The organism is Reinekea marinisedimentorum, assembly GCF_004341165.1.
Classification (GTDB): Bacteria; Pseudomonadota; Gammaproteobacteria; order Pseudomonadales; family Natronospirillaceae; genus Reinekea; species Reinekea marinisedimentorum.
The window spans coordinates 1-18769 of the sequence record NZ_SLZR01000011.1 but is presented as its reverse complement, the minus strand read 5'-3'; the positions used below and the strand labels follow the sequence as shown (position 1 = coordinate 18769).

General features: G+C 50.8%; 13 protein-coding genes. All 13 read left to right on the top strand.

Annotation, left to right across the window (positions count from 1 at the left end; translation table 11 throughout):
* Positions 1-127 precede the first annotated feature (127 nt).
* The 13 genes from BCF53_RS12830 to flgL all read left to right on the top strand — a co-directional run bounded on the left by BCF53_RS12830 (position 128) and on the right by flgL (position 18470).
* Complete coding sequence (locus BCF53_RS12830; protein ID WP_132702142.1) at positions 128-1090, top strand: chemotaxis protein CheV; 963 nt, start codon at positions 128-130, stop codon at positions 1088-1090.
* 78 nt (positions 1091-1168) lie between these two features.
* Positions 1169-1993 carry a CheR family methyltransferase gene (locus tag BCF53_RS12825; protein WP_132702141.1) on the top strand — a complete coding sequence of 275 codons (825 nt, stop codon included), beginning with the start codon at positions 1169-1171 and terminating at the stop codon, positions 1991-1993.
* Between the two features lie 369 nt (positions 1994-2362).
* Positions 2363-2761 carry a flagellar basal body rod protein FlgB gene (flgB, locus tag BCF53_RS12820; protein ID WP_132702140.1) on the top strand — a complete coding sequence of 133 codons (399 nt, stop codon included), beginning with the start codon at positions 2363-2365 and terminating at the stop codon, positions 2759-2761.
* 2 nt (positions 2762-2763) lie between these two features.
* A complete protein-coding gene (gene flgC / locus BCF53_RS12815) occupies positions 2764-3204 on the top strand; it encodes a flagellar basal body rod protein FlgC (protein WP_132702139.1) in 441 nt (146 codons plus the stop codon).
* Between the two features lie 11 nt (positions 3205-3215).
* Positions 3216-3974, top strand: a complete 759-nt coding sequence (locus BCF53_RS12810; protein ID WP_132702138.1) for a flagellar hook assembly protein FlgD — start codon at positions 3216-3218, stop codon at positions 3972-3974.
* A gap of 94 nt (positions 3975-4068) precedes the next feature.
* Positions 4069-8430 (top strand): flagellar hook-basal body complex protein, encoded by a 4362-nt coding sequence (locus BCF53_RS12805; RefSeq protein WP_132702137.1) that lies wholly within the window; start codon positions 4069-4071, stop codon positions 8428-8430.
* A 460-nt stretch (positions 8431-8890) separates the two neighbouring features.
* Positions 8891-9634 (top strand): flagellar basal body rod protein FlgF, encoded by a 744-nt coding sequence (locus BCF53_RS12800; protein ID WP_132702136.1) that lies wholly within the window; start codon positions 8891-8893, stop codon positions 9632-9634.
* Between the two features lie 38 nt (positions 9635-9672).
* A complete protein-coding gene (flgG, locus tag BCF53_RS12795; RefSeq protein WP_132702135.1) occupies positions 9673-10458 on the top strand; it encodes a flagellar basal-body rod protein FlgG in 786 nt (261 codons plus the stop codon).
* A 42-nt stretch (positions 10459-10500) separates the two neighbouring features.
* Positions 10501-11187, top strand: a complete 687-nt coding sequence (gene flgH, locus BCF53_RS12790) for a flagellar basal body L-ring protein FlgH (protein WP_132702134.1) — start codon at positions 10501-10503, stop codon at positions 11185-11187.
* Positions 11188-11415: 228 nt separating this feature from the next.
* A complete protein-coding gene (locus BCF53_RS12785; RefSeq protein ID WP_132702133.1) occupies positions 11416-12522 on the top strand; it encodes a flagellar basal body P-ring protein FlgI in 1107 nt (368 codons plus the stop codon).
* A gap of 330 nt (positions 12523-12852) precedes the next feature.
* Entirely contained in the window at positions 12853-13788 is a 936-nt protein-coding gene (flgJ, locus tag BCF53_RS12780) for a flagellar assembly peptidoglycan hydrolase FlgJ (protein ID WP_165901915.1), read from the top strand.
* Positions 13789-13798: 10 nt separating this feature from the next.
* A complete protein-coding gene (gene flgK / locus BCF53_RS12775) occupies positions 13799-16819 on the top strand; it encodes a flagellar hook-associated protein FlgK (protein ID WP_132702131.1) in 3021 nt (1006 codons plus the stop codon).
* A gap of 403 nt (positions 16820-17222) precedes the next feature.
* Positions 17223-18470, top strand: a complete 1248-nt coding sequence (gene flgL, locus BCF53_RS12770; protein WP_132702130.1) for a flagellar hook-associated protein FlgL — start codon at positions 17223-17225, stop codon at positions 18468-18470.
* Positions 18471-18769 lie beyond the last annotated feature (299 nt).

Here is an 18769-nt window from a genome sequence, read left to right as displayed (position 1 = left end):
CGGGCATTGCAGTTGTTCAACCTGAATAGCCGTCTATGCTTAGGAATCATAATCAGTCAGTTTTCTGGCGTGGCGGTAGTTTTAACTGGGAAATTGCAAATGCCGTGCCTGAGTTACGGAGTCCTTTATGGCCGGTGTAATGGAAAGTGTAAACCAGCGTACCCAGCTGGTTGGTCAAAACCGTTTAGAGTTATTGTTGTTCCGACTGGAAGGAAAGCAGATTTACGGTATTAACGTATTTAAAGTAAAAGAAGTTCTGCAATGCCCCAAGCTGACAAACCTGCCACAGAGCAGTTCGGTGGTGCGCGGGGTCGCTCACATCCGCGGTGGCACGCTGCCTATTCTCGATTTGAGCCTGGCTACGGGTAACCCGCCAATTCAGGATCTGGAAAACAAGTTCGTTATTATCACCGAATATAATATTCGCGTTCAGGGCTTTCTGGTGAATGGTGTTGAACGCATCATTAATATGAACTGGGAAGACATTCAGCCACCCCCGAAAGGTACGGGTCATGAACATTATTTGACCGCAGTGACCAAGTACAAAGACGAGCTGGTGGAAATTATCGACGTTGAAAAGATTCTCGCTGAGGTTTCGCCCGTCAATGATGACCTTTCCGATGACATCATTACCGAAGAGGTTGCCGCATCAGCGCCGCAAATAGAGGTGATGATTGCCGACGACTCTAAAATTGCCCGTAAGCAGATCAGCAAAACGCTGGAAAAGGTCGGCTTTGTGGTTCGTCAGTTCAATGACGGTAAGGAAGCCCATGACCATTTGATGGACCTGCTCGAGCAGGGCATCAACCCGGCGGATAAGTACCCCATTCTTATTTCAGATATTGAAATGCCGGAAATGGACGGCTATACCCTGACCGCTGAAATTCGCTCCAACCCCCGCCTGAAAGATTTGTATGTGGTTTTGCATACTTCCTTAAGCGGAGTGTTCAACAAGGCGATGGTCAGTAAAGTGGGCGCGGATGACTTCCTGGCGAAATTCCAGCCGGATTTGCTGGGTAAAATGGTTATCGACAGGGTTGTCAGTTTGGGCTTAACTGCTCCGCAAACGCCTTCAGAAGAGTCAAAGTAGGAAATACGATTGAATCAACAGGTGAGTGAAAGCAATATTGTCGTAACGGCACGTTTGGCTGCAGAGGTTAAATCCTGAATGGCTGATATAACCGCCGGTTACGAAGAATTTTGTTTATACCTTGAGAAGCACAGCGGCATTTGCCTGGGTGCTAACAAGCAGTATCTGGTGTCCAGCCGTTTGCGACGCCTGATGGCCGATAACGACTTGAAAACGCTGAACGAGCTTCTAAGTAAAATAAACCTGAACACGCACCGTAACCTGAAAACTCAGGTGATCGATGCCATGACCACCAACGAAACCCTCTGGTTTCGTGATAGTCACCCGTTCCGTATTCTTGAAGAAAAGCTGCTGCCGGAGTTTTACGCCGCCAGAAACATGCGCCCGCTGAGAATCTGGTCTGCTGCCTGTTCCACCGGGCAAGAACCGTATTCCATGTCGATGATTATTCAGGACTACAAAGCACGTAAGGGCGTTGCCGGCATGGGCGAGAAAATTGTCGCCACCGATATTTCACCTTCCGCGCTGGAACAGGCGAAAGCCGGTGAGTACCCGAGCCTGGCGATTGGCCGGGGTTTGGATACCAGCCGCCTGAAGAAACACTTTAAAGAAACCACGGCAGGGCGTTTCAAAATAGACCCTAAAATTGCCTCGTGTGTGGAATTCCGTCAGATGAACCTGCAAGACAGCTACAGCCTGTTAGGTAAGTTCGACATCATCTTTTGCCGTAATGTGCTCATTTACTTCACCGGCGAATTCAAGCAGGACATCCTGAAACGCATGCATGCCAGCCTTAACCCGGGTGGTTACCTGATGGTTGGCGCATCTGAGGCCATCAACGGCCTGAATGAATACTATGAGATGGTGCATTGCCGGCCGGGGATTATTTACCGGAAGAAGTGAGAGGGTGAGACGTAGGACGTAAGACGTAAGACGTGCTGCCTGCCGGGCCACTCACATCTAGCATCTAGCATCTCGCATCTCACATCTCACATCTCACATCTCACGTCTCACATCTCACATCTCACATCTCACATCTCACGTCTCACGTCTTACATCTCACGTCTCACGTCTTACATCTCACATCTCACATCTCACATCTCACCTCCCACCTCCCACCTCTCACCTCCAACCCATTGCCGCTTTGCCGTTCCCTTCCTCTTTTTTACCTTCCGCTATTCGGTAAACTATTGAAATATAAAGAAAAAATAAATTGGCATTGCAATTGCTCTGTTATTGGAAACTTGCAAAAAGCGGCAATAGGGGAAAGCAATGTCTGCATTAGGTTTTCAAAATTCACTCGGCATTCACGATGATGCATTGATGCTTCGTTCAGAGCGCTCTTCTATTCTGGCCAATAACCTGGCCAATGCAGATACCCCTGGGTACAAGGCCCGCGATATTGATTTCAACGCCATTCTGAGCGGTGAAGTCAGCAAGCAGGCAAGCCTGTCGACTGCCCGTACCGACGACCGGCACATTGCCACCGGCTCCGGCGATGGCTGGGAAGTTTTATACCGCAATTCGCTGCAGCCTTCTATCGATGGCAATACCGTTGACGAAAACGTAGAGAATACAAAATTCACTGAAAACGCCATGGACTACAACGCCAGCTTCGAATTTCTGAACGGCAAGTTCAAAGGCCTGATAAACGCGCTTCGGGGAGAATAATCATGAGCTTAGGTAATATTTTCGACATCTCCGGATCAGGCATGAATGCCCAGTCGGTTCGCTTGAACACGACAGCGAGTAACCTTGCCAATGCGCAGAGTGTGAGTTCCAGCATTGAAGATACCTACCGCGCCCGCAAGCCGGTGTTTCAGAACATTCAGTCAGACATCATGGATCGCTCGTTTAACGATGTGGATATGGATTACGACGTCGGCAACGGCGTTCAGGTAGCGGCCATCGTTGAAACAGACGCACCGCTGGATATCCGCTACGAGCCTTCCCACCCCTTCGCGGATGAAGAAGGGTACGTTTATTACTCGAACGTGAACGTTGTTGAAGAAATGGCAGACATGATGTCGGCTCAGCGCAGTTTCACCATCAACGTAGAGGTGTTCAACACCGCGAAAACGCTGATGCAGAAAACCCTAACACTGGGCCAATAGGAGGTTAAGCAATGACCGATATTACCAGTACCGACCTCTTTTCCCAGTACGGATTTTCAACAACGTCGAGCACTACCTCGACGACGGATGAAGATAACGACAACAGCTTAGGCCAGGACGAATTCTTGGAGCTGATGATCACCGAGCTGGAAAACCAGGACCCGACCGACCCATCCGACAGCTCAGACTTCATTGCCGAGCTGGCGCAGTTTTCTACCGTTGAAAGCCTGGAAGAAATCTCTGACACCATTAACGAGCTTTCTACCTCATTCCAGTCGTCACAGGCGCTGCAGGCCAGTTCTCTGGTGGGTGGCAACGTCACGATCGATGGCAACAACACCAGCACGCTGTATTGGGGAGATCTGGTTTATGGCTCTGCCGATATCTCTGCCGGAGCCACCGATTTATCGCTGCAAATCACCAACAGCAGTGGCCAGGTGGTGGAGAACGTCTCCATCGGCAATCAATCCAGCGGTGACCTGAGCTTTAAGTGGGATGGCGCCAATCTGGAAGTGAATGGTGAGCTGATGGAGATCGATTACGACCAGTTCGAAACCGATGAAGACGGCAGCATCATTCCACATGAAGCCGGTGAGTATACCTTCACCATCACCGGCTCTGTTGCCGGCGCGACCACTTCGATGAACGTCAACACATCGCAGTTTGTTGAATCGGTCACCATTCTGGACGACGGAACCATACAGCTGAATCTGGATAACGGCGAACCAGCCTATATGACCGATGTTGCATCGATCAACGAAACAGCCTGATAACCCAATTTAAAAAAGTGACCTTAGCCTGAGCGGTTGAGGAACAGAATTTAAGGCGGCTAAAAGTTGCCGGTAAGTGAAGAGGAAGTGAGCTATGAGCTTTAGTATCGGATTGAGCGGTGTTGCCGCAGCAAATACTGACTTGAGTGTAACGGGTAACAACATCGCTAACGCCAGCACCACCGGCTTTAAGGCCAGCACCACCGAGTTTGGCGATGCCTATACTACTTCGCTGTTGGGCTCCGGCAGCGATATTGTTGGCTCTGGGGTGACGGTCACCAATATTGGTCAGAGCTTCGAACAGGGCACCATTACCGCTTCAGATTCATCATTGGATTTAGCCATTGATGGCGACGGCTTCTTCGTACTGGAATACGACAACGGTACAACAACCTATAGCCGCTCCGGTGGCTTTGGTTTAGATACTGAAGGCTATGTGGTTTCGGTCTCTGGCGCGACGCTGCAGGGGTATGGTGTTGATAACAATGGCGTTGTCAGCGGTATTTTGACCGATTTACAGGTGGATGCCGATAACATTGCACCGCAGCGTACAACCGAAGTTGAAACACAGTTGAACGTACCTTCTTATGCAGAGGTTCTGGCGTCGGAAGGAAGCATTACTGAAACGAATGGCTTTGCAATTGGTCAGGTGCAGACAGGGTCTGAAGATGATGTTTCCACAACCTTGTCATCAGTCGGTTATCCGACGACGGCAGGTGTTGCTTCTGCGTGGTCAGGCGGGATTGTGCATGATAACAGTGATATTGATTTTCCGTGGCAACCGGATTCTGCCGAGTCTTCGTACTCGATAGATATCACACTATCGGGCTCGAACATTGATACAGAAACCAACTCATTAGTGGGCACCATTGTACCGTTTTCCAGTGAGAATATTTATGAAAGTGTTGACGATCTGGTAGACGCTATTAATTCTGCTATCAACGCAGACTCTGATCTTGCTGGCATGGTTCAGGCTACTGTCAATAATGTTGGAGGTGTTTCTTTCGAGGCTGCAGGAACTTATGCAACGGATGGAACATCGATCGTTAATATTGAAGATAATGTTGGTAATTTATTAGGTGACAGTTACCTGAATTTTGAAAACCAAAGTGTCGTAGTTTACGGCACCAGTGAAGCTGGCTTAACAGTCACCAACTCTGCAAGCACGACTACAGTAAGTAGTGGTCGAGACTTAACATCCATTGATACAGAATCCGGTTTTCTATCTGCCTACGCCAATGACACCATTGATTTTTATGCAAGTGTTGCAGGCACTTCGTACCCAATAAGTATCACCATTCCAAGTACCGGATACGCTGACTTCAGTGCCCTGGTTTCAGATCTGAATGCCGAGTTTACTGCTGAAGGGGCAGGCATTACAGCATCCGTCGTAAATGACAGGCTGGTGTTTACTTCAGATGTCGCTGGTGACGTTGATGTTTACTTTACTACGTCAACCTTAACCAGTGATTTCGATGTCGAGGTTTTAGGTATAACGACCTCCTCTTTGTATTCGCCCTCAACATCCCAGGGTGTGGATGCAAATAACACGATGACAATCGCTACCGATACCAACTCGGCAACGATTTCGATCGGTAGTGGTACATATGCAGATGCGGATGCTCTGGCTTTGGCTATTAACGGCGCTATATCAGGCAGTGCGGTTGATGGAGAGGTGTCGGCTTATGCGATCGACGGTACGCTTTATTTCGATCGTTTGGACAGTGGTACGGCCTCAACGCTAGCGATTACCGATGGTACTGCTGGTGCAACTGATCTTGAATATTTTGGTCTGAATACCACGACATCTATAACATCACCCAGTGTTACTGCAGCAGTGGCTGGTACCGATCTGTTCGCCAACAATGGCTCTATTGATTTGTCTTCATCCGAAGGCGATGCCGTTACTGTACAGGGCAATAGTACTTCTGAGCTTACCTTTACCGATTACGATTCCGGAACCTATGCGACACTTACCAGTGCATTACCTATTAGCACTTATGTGGATACCAGTGGTGCTGTTGCTAGTACGGATGCCGGCAACTGGCTGGCGTTCGACATTACAATTGGAACCACTACGGAGCAGGTGACAATGCAGGTTCCAGCTGGAGGTTGGGCCGATACAACAACATTCCTGTCAGAATTAGAAACCGAAATCGAAGATGAATTTGGTAGCACTGATGTGATTGACGTCAGCTTGAGTGCGGCAAACGAGCTGGTTTTAACTGCTGGTTCGGCAACTGGAGTCGGAAGCCAAACGATCAACATTAGTGATTACAGTGGTACTGTGGTTTCTGAAACAACGTCCTTCACTATGTCTGCCATTGGTATGCAGGATGATGGATCATCCACGCCGGATTACGATGCCGGAGAAGAGGAAGTTTTAGCCAATAACGTTCTGGAAATTTCTATTGATGGTGCAGATGGGCAAACCATTGTAATTCCGGAAGGTACGTACACGACCTATGATGGCCTGGTGGCTGCAATCAGTGATGAAATATCTTCTAATTCTGCACTGTCAGGCGAGATTGACGTATCACACGTTAATGGTCGACTGGTATTTGAACGGACCGAAATTGGGTCCGGTTATGATATTGATATTTCCGGGGATAGCGAAGCACTTGAAACTCTGGGATTGGATAGCACAACGACGACGCTGGGCACTGACTCAGTCGATAAATCCAACTCCTTCACCATCAACCTGGTCGTACCCGACCCGGATGAAGATGGCCGCTCCGGTTCTGTAACCATTTCTCTCGATGAAACCATCTACTCGATCGACCAGCTGGCAACATCGATCAACCGCGAACTGGCCTCAGTAGATGAAGCTGACTACATTGGCGTGCAGGCTGTTGTTTCTGAAGACGAAGATGGCAACGAAATTTTAACCTTTGTTGCGACTGAAGCCGGTGAAGAATCGACAATTTCTATTACCAATATTCAGGCAACCGGTGATGACCTGGACGTTAATGAACTGTATGGCCTGCTGCAGGCAGATCAGTACGACAGCAGCCTGTTGACCATTGGTGAGGCTGCAACCACCAACGGTTATCCGGCGCAGACCGTTCAGCTCTACAACGAAGCGGACGATGTGACGACCGAGATCGTGATCGAGGAAGGCTCACAGGCCTCTGAAATTGCATCACTGCTCAGTGGTTATGGTGGTGTAACGGCAACGGCCGAAACCGACTTAACCCTGTTTGCTGAAGATTACGTCAACAGTGGCTTAATGGATTTGTACATTAACGGTCAGGTTATTGAGTCTGACGACTTTGCCGACATCGTGGATGAAATCAATAGCTACTCATCAACAACGCTTTCCAGCATTACAGCATCGTTGGATGAAGATACCGGCAATATTCTGCTGACTTCCTCCATTGGTATCGATATCTCGGTTGAGGTGGATTCAGTTGTCGAGACTGACCAGATTTCACTGCAGGGTTCTGATGGCGCAACAACCGCTACCTTAGGTGGTGATGAAGATGCCGAAACGTTCGCCGTAGTCGGTGGTTCTATAGAGATTGTGCTTAACGATGGCTACACCCTGGAAGACCCGGATCCAAGCGTAACCGGTTTATTCAACGGTTTAACCAGTGCTTCCTATGAAGAGTACACCATCAACTCATTCGACCCGGACAACACCGATACCTACAACGAAACCGCATCCATTACGGTATACGATTCACTGGGTAATCAGCACGAAATGCAGATGTACTACGTCAAGAATGAGGCCGACGGCAGCAATCTGAGCTCCTGGACTGTGTACGTGCAAATCGATGGTGAAAACGTCGGTGACCCGGATGCTACGCTGGATTACCCGGATAACCTGGAGCCAACCATGGCTTCGTTCCAGATGTATTTCAATGCCGATGGCTCTCTGGATGAAGACTCAACTGGTGAGTTCCTGATTTCCAACTGGGATCCAATTGACAGCGAAGGTGCCTCCAATGGCTCGTTCTCTTCACTGAATGTGGCCGAAGGCGGTGTGTTGCCGATCGATAGCGATGCGGAAAACTCCAACTTCGCCATTTCATTTACCGACTCCACCCAGTACGGCAGTGAATTCGCACGCTACGATTTCGCCCAGGACGGTTACACCAGTGGTGAGCTGACTGACCTGGAAATCGACGGCTCCGGTATTATTTACGCCCAATACACCAACGGTGAATCGGAAGTGATTGGACAGGTAGCTCTGGCGACCTTTACCAACACAGAAGGCTTAACGCCCTCCGGTGATACAGAATGGACGGAAAGTTCTGAATCCGGAGAGCCCACCATTGGCGAACCGGGCACCGGTACTCTGGGGTCTATTGAATCCTCAGCACTGGAAGACTCAACGGTCGATCTTTCCGAAGAGCTGGTACAGCTGATTATTGCGCAACGTAACTATCAGGCCAGTGCCAAGACGATTGAGACTGCCAATGAAGTGACGCAGACGATTATTAATTTGAGGTAAGGGGTGGGGCGTGAGACGTTGGTTGCTAGATGCTAGGTGCTAGTTGCTAGATGCTAGGTGCTAGATGCTAGATGCTAGATGCTAGATGCTAGATGCTAGATGTAAGTGGTGTGGTATCCCGCTCCGACATATCGGGATGAGTTCTACAGAGGTGAGGCAAGCAATGTAAAGGGTGATGGATCCTCGTCTGTACGGGATGATGTTAGTATTAGGCCTCTTCGCAAAAACAAGCGGCAATACCGGTTGCCGCTTTTTCTCCGCAGTGGAAATGGCTTGCCATTTTCCTCCACAATTCTGTTTATATTTTGCTATGTGAGTTGTTCAGCTCCTTACCTGAATCACTACAGCCCTTTAAATACGGTGCATTCGGCGTACTCTGAAATTAAAAAACAAAACTGGCACGGCTCTCGCTTTACTCTCTGTAATTGCCACTTATGGCTATGAATTACAGGAGTACGAAATGGATCGTGCAGTCTACATTGCAATGACCGGTGCGAAGAACAACATGTATTCGCAAACGGCGCATTCCAACAACCTTGCCAACACCGGCACCTATGGCTTTAAAGCAGATTTCGAGCAGGCCAGAGCGATTCCGGTATGGGGTGACCACCATCCATCTCGTGCCTTCGCACTCACAGAGCGTCCGTCTTCAGATTTCGATGATGGAGCCCTGATTGAAACCGGCAATCCACTGGATGCCGCCATTGCCGGTGATGGATTTTTCGCGGTGCTTGATGCTTCCGGGCAGGAAGCCTATACCCGCCGCGGCGATTTTTCGGTAACACCTTTGGGTGAACTCATTAACGGGTCAGGCCAACCGGTCATGGGCGAAGGCGGTCCCATCGTGTTGCCGGAATTTGAACGGGTAGACATTGGCGCAGACGGCACTATCACCATTCGCCCGGCCGGTGCCGGCGCTGAGCAGTTGGTGGTGGTTGATTCCATCAAGATGGTCAACCCGGATCTGCAAAATTTCGAGAAGAATGAAGATGGTCTGTTCCGGCCGTATCAGGGTGAAGCCATTCTGGAAAACGATGAAACACTGAGTCTGGTTTCAGGTTTTGTAGAAGGCTCTAACGTAAACGCCGTGACCGAACTGACCAACATTCTGGCCATCAGTCGCCAGTACGAAACTCAGGTGAAGATGATGAAAACGGCTGATGAAATGTCTGAGGCGGCAGCACGCGTGCTGTCACTGAGCTAACAGCCGTCGGTCAGCACCGAATTGAGAGGGTTTAAATTATGATGAAAGCACTTTGGGTGGGCAAAACCGGGTTGGAAGCACAGGATACCTCGCTGTCCGCTATTTCCAACAACATGGCCAATGCCTCTACCACGGCCTTTAAAAAAGACCGTGCCGTATTTGAAGATTTAATTTATCAGGTGCAGCGTCAACCGGGCGGCCAGTCTTCCCAGAGCACGCAACTGCCCAGTGGCCTGCAATTGGGTTGTGGTACGCGCGTAGTTGCCACTCAGAAGCAATTTACCCAGGGCGATATCGAAGTGACCGGCGAAACGCTGGACTTGGCGATCAACGGCCGTGGCATGTTTCAAATTACCATGCCAGACGGCGATTTAGCCTATACCCGCGACGGCAGCTTCCAGATTGATTCCGAAGGCAACCTGGTGACCTCCAGCGGTTATCTGCTGGAGCCAAACATCGTGGTGCCGGATCAGGCCGATACCATCACCATCGGCACCGATGGCATTGTCACCGCAGTGTATGAAGGTGAAACCACCGGTGAAGAGATTGGCACCATCGAGATTGCCGATTTTATCAACTACGCCGGCCTGGAAGCCATTGGTAATAACCTGTTTCAGGAAACCGATGCCAGCGGTGAAGCCGTGATTGGTGACCCGAGCTACGACGGCTTTGGCTCATTGGAGCAGGGCGCGCTGGAAGCCTCGAATATTTCTATCGTGGAAGAAATGGTGGATCTGATTGCGACGCAGCGTGCTTACGAGATGAACTCCAAGGTGGTCAGTACCGCTGACTCTATGCTTGGTTTCATAACCTCGAACCTGTAACTCAACGCACTTATAAAGCAGATAAGGCGTAAGGATAAAACAATGAACCTAATCAAAACGACGTTACTGTTGCTGATTACCGCTTACCTGAGCGCTTGCGGCAGCATGCAGGTTTCTTCCTTGCCGCAAAGTGAAAAGCCGGGCGACCCGGAATACGCGCCGGTGCCGAGCGATTCACTGATGCCGCCGCCGAATGCCGGTGGCTCGCTGTTTTCCGATGCCTACGGGCTGAGCCTGTACGGCGATAAAAAAGCCCGCAAGGTTGGCGACATTATTACCGTGGTGCTCGATGAAAGCACGCAGGGTTCCAAATCCTCCGCGGCTTCTTCCAGTAAGAGCTCCAGCGCCAGTTTAGGCGTGCCAACGGTTGCCGGGTTTGAGGTCAGCTCGTTAAGCGCCTCTGTCGATGGCGACCGTTCGTTCAGCGGCTCGGGCGATGCGGATCAATCCAACTCGCTGGAAGGCAACATTACCGTCACCGTGGCAGAGGTACTGCCCAATGGCGTGCTGAAAGTACGCGGGGAAAAATGGATCACCCTGAACACCGGTGCCGAATTCATCCGCATTAAAGGCATGCTGCGTCCGGATGACATTAACCTGGATAACACCGTTTCCAGCCAAAAGCTGGCCGATGCGCGCATTACCTACAGTGGTTCCGGTGCGGTGCAGAGTGCTTCTAAGCAAGGGTGGCTGTCGGCGTTTTTTAATTCTTCGTTGATGCCGTTTTAGGTGTTGGACGTGAGAGGTTAGACGTGAGATGTGAGGGGTTAGATGCTAGGTGCTAGATGTGAGGGGAAAGACGCCAGGGTTCTAGCGTGCAGTGTTCTTTTACGTCTCACATCTTACATCTTACGTCTTACATCCCACGTCTTACCTCTCACGTCCAGCCACTACCAAAGGGCATAAACCTTGCTCTGTAAGTTAAACAAAGAAAATAACGCCAAAGAGATGACAACTATGAAAACGCTGGCAATCACAAGAACATTAAGCATTACGCTATTGCTGTGTCTGTCTGCTTCGTTTGGCTTTGCCGATCGGATTAAAGATTTAGCCTCGGTACAGGGTGTGCGCAGCAATCAGCTGGTGGGCTATGGCCTGGTGGTTGGTTTGGATGGCACCGGCGATAAATCGGATTTCACTGACCAGACCTTCCGTAACATGATGGAGCAGTTCGGCATTACCATTGCCGATGATGAAGACCCGAAGCTGGCCAATGTTGCGGCCGTCAGTGTGCACGCTACCTTGCCGGCCTTTTCAAAGCCGGGGCAGGAGATAGATATCACCGTTTCCAGTCTGGGTAATGCCGATAGCCTGCGCGGCGGCAGCCTGTTGCTCACGCCGTTGCGTGGCGCAGACGGCAACGTTTATGCCGTGGCTCAGGGTAGTATGATCGTCAGTGGTTTTGGCGCTGAAGGTGCCGATGGCTCTTCCATTCAGGTCAACATTGAAAGCACCGGCCGTATCCCCAATGGTGCCACCGTAGAGCGCGCCGTACCGACGTCTTTTTCGCAGGGCGATCACCTCACTTTCAACCTGCACCGCCCGGATTTCACCACCGCCAAGCGTATGGCAGAAACCATTACCGATTTACTGGGGCCGGATTCTGCCTATGCCGTCGATGCCACCTCGATCCGGGTGACGGCACCGCGCGATGCCAACCAGCGCGTCAGCTTTTTAAGTGTGCTGGAAAATCTTGAGGTGACGCCGGGTGAAGAATCCGCCAAGGTCATCATTAACTCCCGCACCGGCACTATTGTGGTTGGCAAACATGTGGCCATTGAACCGGTGGCGATTACTCACGGCGATTTAACCGTCACCATCCAGAACGATTTAACCGCCGCTCAGCCGGAAGGCTTCTCGGCAGGCGAAACGGTGGTTGTGCCGGATACCGATATTGCCATCGCCCAGGAAAACAGCCCCATGTTCCTGTTCGGCCCAACCGTCACGCTGAACGATCTGGTCAACGCCGTTAATGAGGTTGGCGCAGCACCCGGCGACTTAATGGCGATATTGGAAGCCCTTAAGAGTGCTGGGGCGTTGAAGGCGGAGTTGATAATTATTTAGGGTGGTTAGATGCTAGATGCTAGATGCTAGATGCTAGATGCCACCAACCGGTACTTCCCACTTCGGTGTTCGGGAACTCGGCCTTCGGCCTCAAACACCCCTCGGCACCTGCGCAGAAAGTCCCGGTTGGCATCTCTGATACTGCTAGATGCATGATACTAGCAACTAGCAACTAGCAACTAGCAACTAGCAACTAGCAACTAGCAACTAGCAACTAGCAACTAGCATCTAGCATCTCCCGTCTTCCCAAACTTGGCACACCCCTAGCTATATATTTTCCAGGCCCGCTGTTTACCGTAAATAGCGGCAATATTTAACCGGAGAATGGCGATGCCCGCACAACTCGATGCCGCTTTTAACTATAACGACCTCAACAGTCTGAATGCGTTAAAACAAAGTGCCCGTAAGGATGACCCAGAGGCATTGCGTGCAGTCGCCCAGCAGTTTGAATCAATGTATATGGATATGGTGATGGCCAGCATGCGCGAGGCCAACGATGTACTGCGCTCCGATCTGATGAACTCCTACCAGACCGATTTTTACCGCGATATGTACGATGAGCAGCTCACGCTGAGCTTATCGCAGCAGGGCGGTTTTGGTATTGCCGAGGTGCTTTACCGCCAGCTGATGGGTAACGATGCCAATACCGAAGAATTTGAGCCCAAGCCTTTGAGCGAATCGAGCCGGCCGGTTATTCCGAGCCTGGATTACTCCCAACTCACCGAAAGCCAATTCTTTGAAGACGCAAATTCCATTGAACAGCAGCCGGTAACGGAAGCCAAGCCATTTAATTTAAGCTTCAGCAGCCCAAAAGATTTCATTGAACAATTGTTGCCACTGGCGAAGCGGGCAGCGGAAATTATTGGTGTTTCCGCCAAGGTTCTGGTTGCCCAGGCGGCGCTGGAAACCGGTTGGGGCCAAAGCCAGATTGAAACCGAAAGCGGAGATTCCAGTTTCAACTTTTTCGGCATTAAAGCCGGAAACGGCTGGCAGGGTGAATCGGCTTCAACCATGACAACAGAATACATCGACGGCCGCGCCATTAAGGTGAAAGAACCGTTCCGCGCCTATAAAAACGCCGAACAATCCTTCAACGATTATGCGGAATTTATTACCGGCAACCGCCGTTATGAACAGGCCGTTGCCAATGCCGGTAACGATGCCGAATACGTAAACGCGCTGCAGAAAGCCGGTTACGCAACCGACCCGAACTACGCCGATAAAATTTTGCGCATTTCGCAAAGCGAATGGTTTGATGAGGTTTAAGGAGCGATAAATGAGCTTGCTATCAACTGCCGTCTCCGGCCTGAGTGTTGCGCAAACCGCGCTGGATACCACCGGTAACAACATCTCTAACGCCAATACCGAAGGTTATTCGCGCCAGCAGGTTTCCATGGAAACCGCCAACTCAACCTATTACGGCTTTGGCTATGTTGGCAATGGTGTGAGCGTTTCAGAAGTATCACGCATAACCGATGAATACCTGACGCTGCAATTGCAGTCCGATACTTCCGATTACTACGACCTGGAAACCTATGCCGACCTACTGGCGCAGGTGGATACGCTGCTGTCCAATGACTCTACCGGTTTACAGTCGGCCATGGATGATTACTTTGCCGCGCTGCAAACAGCGGCGGATGACCCATCTTATGTGCCATCGCGCGATGTTGTGCTGGCCGAAGCCGAAAGCCTGGCCAGTCAGTTCAACTCCATAGCAGATTATCTGGGTGATATTGAAGATACCCTCAACAGCCAGTTAGAAGCCTCAATCGCACAGGTGAACTCACTGGCCACCACCATTGCCACGCTGAATGCGGAAATTATTGCCGCCGAAGGAAGCTCTGAAACGGCAGCGCCGAACGATTTACTGGACGCGCGTGACCAGGCCATTCTGGAGCTTTCAGCCTATGTGGATACCGATGTGGTTGAAGTGGATGGCGCATACGATATTTATATTGGCAGCGGCCAGGCACTAGTGCTGGGTAACAGTGCTTATTCGCTGGAAGCCACACCATCGGAAGAAGACCCGACTCAAACCGGCATCACCTTTGTGGGTTCCACAACCTCGATCGACATTACCAATGAAATTACCAGCGGTGCCATTGCCGGTATGATCAACTTCCGCGAAAACGCGCTCGACGAAACCATCAATAACTTAGGCCTGCTGGCCATTACCTTTGTTGAAGAAACCAACGCCACCCATTCGGTGGGTATCGACCTGAACGGCGATTGGGGTGGAAACTTCTTCGCAGACATGAACAGTGAAGATCTGGTCAGTAACCGGGTATCTGCCTATGGCAGCAATACATCATCGAACGATAACTACTTCAGTGTTTATATTGACGATACCAGCGCGCTGACCGGCAGCGAGTATACGCTCTCGGTACCGGGGCCGGATTCCTCCCGCTTTGAAATTACCAACAGCGATGGCGATGTTGTTGCCGAAGGGTCACTGGAAAATACCTTCCCGCAGGAAATTGAATTCGATGGCCTCAAACTGGTTATAGAATCGGGCACCTTTAAAGAGGGAGATTCCTTTACTGTAAACCCCTATGCAAACGCTGCAGCCGCAGTTGATGTGGCAATCACCGAAGCGGAAGAAATTGCCCTGGCGTACCCCATTCGTGCAGATACCAGCCTGAGCAATAACGGCACCGGTGTGATCGATCAGGGCACCATGCTCAGTACCGATACCAGTATGTTCTCTGTAGATGGTGAGCTTTCACCGCCTCTGATTATTGTGTTCACCAGCGAGACAACCTACTCGGTTTATGACAACACCGACCCGAGCAACCCAACCGCGCTCGACCCGCCGATGGAAAACCTCAGCTATGTGCCGGGTGCAACCAACACCATCTTTACCGACGACCCAGGTGAAACGCAGGTTAGCAGCTGGCGCGCCCGGTTGCCGGCTGCGGCAGAAACCGGCACCCAGGGCAGCTTCGATAGCCTGGAAAACGGCATCAACGCTGAACGCTTTGAGTTCTACTACACCGACCCTGAAACCGGCGAAACCAGCCTGCTGGATGAAGTCTCCACTGAAACCGGAACCTCAGCGGCCGATATCGCGAATGCGCTGAACCTGGTCGATGGCATTGAAGCCCGCGCCTATACCGAAGTGCAGCTGACCAACTTCACGAACAACGGCACCACTTACAATCCTTCCAATGATTTCGAAGTCTGGATTAACGGCGTCAACATTACCGATGTGGTTGAATCTTCCAATCAGAGCACCTACATGGACGGCTACCCGGAAGAAGTGCCGGATGAAATGACGCCGGATTTCCTCGCCGACCGCATCAACAGCAATTATGAACTTTCGTACATGGGCATTACTGCTAAATCGGACGGCACCACGCTCACCATTACCAGTGCGAATGGCGATGACATTCTGATTGAAATGACCGGCGATGAACCGCAGGAGGTTCTGGTCGATGGCCTGACCGATTACATCGACCCGGGCGATTCGTTCCAACTGAGTAACGGCCAGAGTTACACCATTGACCCGATATCCGGCAATACCAATGGCGAGATCAACAGCCTGACCGGTTACGACTTCACCGAAGGCGGCCCCTATGAGTATGAAATCTATCTGCCCGATGGCCGCACCGGCTACATCACCATGGATCAATACTATGCCGATTCCGACTCGCTGCTCGCTGCCTTTGAAGAGCAGATTACCGATCAGCTGGATGACAGCAGCAGCGCCTCGGTTTCTGTCGATGCCAACGGCAATCTGAGCTATCAGGTTTATATGACGGTGACCGGCACCGGCGACCCGGATGAAGTATCTGCCGTGAACATGGGCGGTGAGGTCGATATTGTGATGTCTGATGGCATCAGCCTGGAAACCGACCCGGAAATTGGCGGTATCTTCAATGGCATACCGGATGCCGAAAGCACCTACCTTGGCTTCACCTTCGAAATCTCCGGCACGCCGGTAGACGGTGACGAGTTTGTGATTGAGTGGAACGAAGGCGGCACCTCCGATAACCGCAACGCGCTCGATCTGGTCGCTCTGGAAACATCCGATCTGGTCGGCGGTGAAATTACCTTTACCGAAAGCTATGCGCAGTCGGTCGAGCAGGTGGGCACCATGACCTCCACGGCAGAGGTTCAGGCGGCCGCAGCGGAAACTATTTTGGAAACCACCGCGGCGGAAGTCGACAGCATTTCCGGTGTGAATTTGGATGAAGAAGCAGCCTACCTGATTGAGTATCAGGCGCTGTACAGCGCAAACGCTAAAGTTATTACGATTGCGCAAGAGTTATTCGATACCTTATTGGCATCGTTTTAATTTGTAGGTTGGCCTTTAGGCCAACCGGTTTGAGTCGGGCTAAAGCCCGACCTACAGGGGCAACGTCTTTCGTAGGTTGGCCTTCAGGCCAACAATTTAGAGTCGGACTAAAGCCCGTCCTACAGAGGCAACGTCTTTTGTAGGTTGGCCTTCAGGCCAACAAGTTAAAGTCGGACTAAAGCCCGTCCTACAGAGGCAACGTCATTTGTAGGTTGGCCTTCAGGCCAACAAGTAAACGTCGGACTAAAGCCTGACCTACAGAGACAGCGTCATTTGTAGGTTGGCCTTCAGGCCAACAAGTTAGAGTCGGACTAAAGCCTGACCTACAGAGGCAACATCTTTTGTAGGTTGGCCTTCAGGCCAACAGCTCTAACCCTAAAAACAGTGAAAAGTGAGATGAAAAATGGCCGATCGTATTTCTACATCGTGGAGTTATAACCAGTCTCTGGGCGATATGCTGAACCTGCAGGTGCAAATAAACGAAACCAGTGCCAAAATATCGTCCGGTAAAGAACTGCTGACTGCATCGGACGACCCGGTCGCTTACGCGCGTGTATTGCAGCTCGATCAGGAAATCAACCAGATGGAGCAGTACGAAGATAACATCACGCTGCTGGATTCCCGCCTTGAGCTGGAAGACGGCGTGCTTTCCAGTGTGAATAATGTACTCGGCAGCATCCGTGAGCTGACGGTTCAGGCCGGTAACGAAGGCGTTTATACCGATACCGATCTGCAATCGATGGCCGATGAAATGCAACAGTATCTGGAAGAAATTGTCGCACTCGCCAACAGCACCGATGGCACCGGAGATTACTTGTTCGCCGGTTACCAGAGCGAAGAGCCAGCCTTTGTAGAATCCCCCGGCGGCGGTTACAGCTACGAGGGCGACGAGGGTGTTCGCTATATGCAGATCAGCAGCAGTATTACGCTGGCTTCGAGCGATTCCGGTAAAGATGTGTTTCTGGATATCGATTCCGTCAGTAACTCTTTTTATACCTCGGGCAGCAGCTCTAACACCGGCTCTGGCATTGTTTCTCAGGGCATCACGGTGGATCAGGAAGCGCTGGATGCCTACTTCCCGGAAGACATCGTGATTGAGTTTCAGAACGAACTGGATGTTGACCCGCCACAAACCAATTACACCGTGTACCGCCAGTCTGACGGGCGCGTGATAGATGGGCTGGAAAACGTCGAATACGTGGAAGGGCAGGATATTTCCGTTGCCGGCATGACCGTGGAAATTACCGGCGACCCGGATGCCGGGGATGAGTTCTACATTGAAACCTCATCCTCGCAAAGCATGTTCGTGACCATTGAAAAGCTCATCTACGCACTGGAAAACTACGGCAGCGATTCCGAATACACCGAGCTTTACAGCGCTGCCATTGAAGATGCGTTGAGTAATTTAGATAACGCCATCGATAACGTCTCCAGCGTGCGCGCAAACATCGGTACCCGGTTGAACGCCACCGAAGATATGTCGGACCAGCTGGCGGATAACATTCTCTCGGCGCAGGAAATCCGCTCCGACCTGGAAGATTTAGACTACGCCGCCGCCGTCAGCCAGCTTACCTATGAAGAGTTTGTGCTCGAAGCGGTACAGCAGACGTATACTTCAATTAATCAGTTGAGTTTGTTTGATTATTTGTAAATGTGAGATACGAGATGCGAGATGCGAGATGCGAGATGCGAGATGCGAGATGCTAGATGTGAGACGTGAGACGTGAGATGTAAGATACGAGATACGAGATACGAGTGGTCCGGCATCCCGGTACGAGATGACGGCAATTTCGGACGTCTTACGTCTAACGTCTCACATCTAGCATCTAGCATCTAGCAACTAGTAACTAGTAACTAGTGCCCATCCAGAAACAGCTAACTCATTAATTTAAAAGAATAATTTTCAATAAACCAAAAAAAATCCTTTTGTGTTTTGTTAAAGTTTAATCA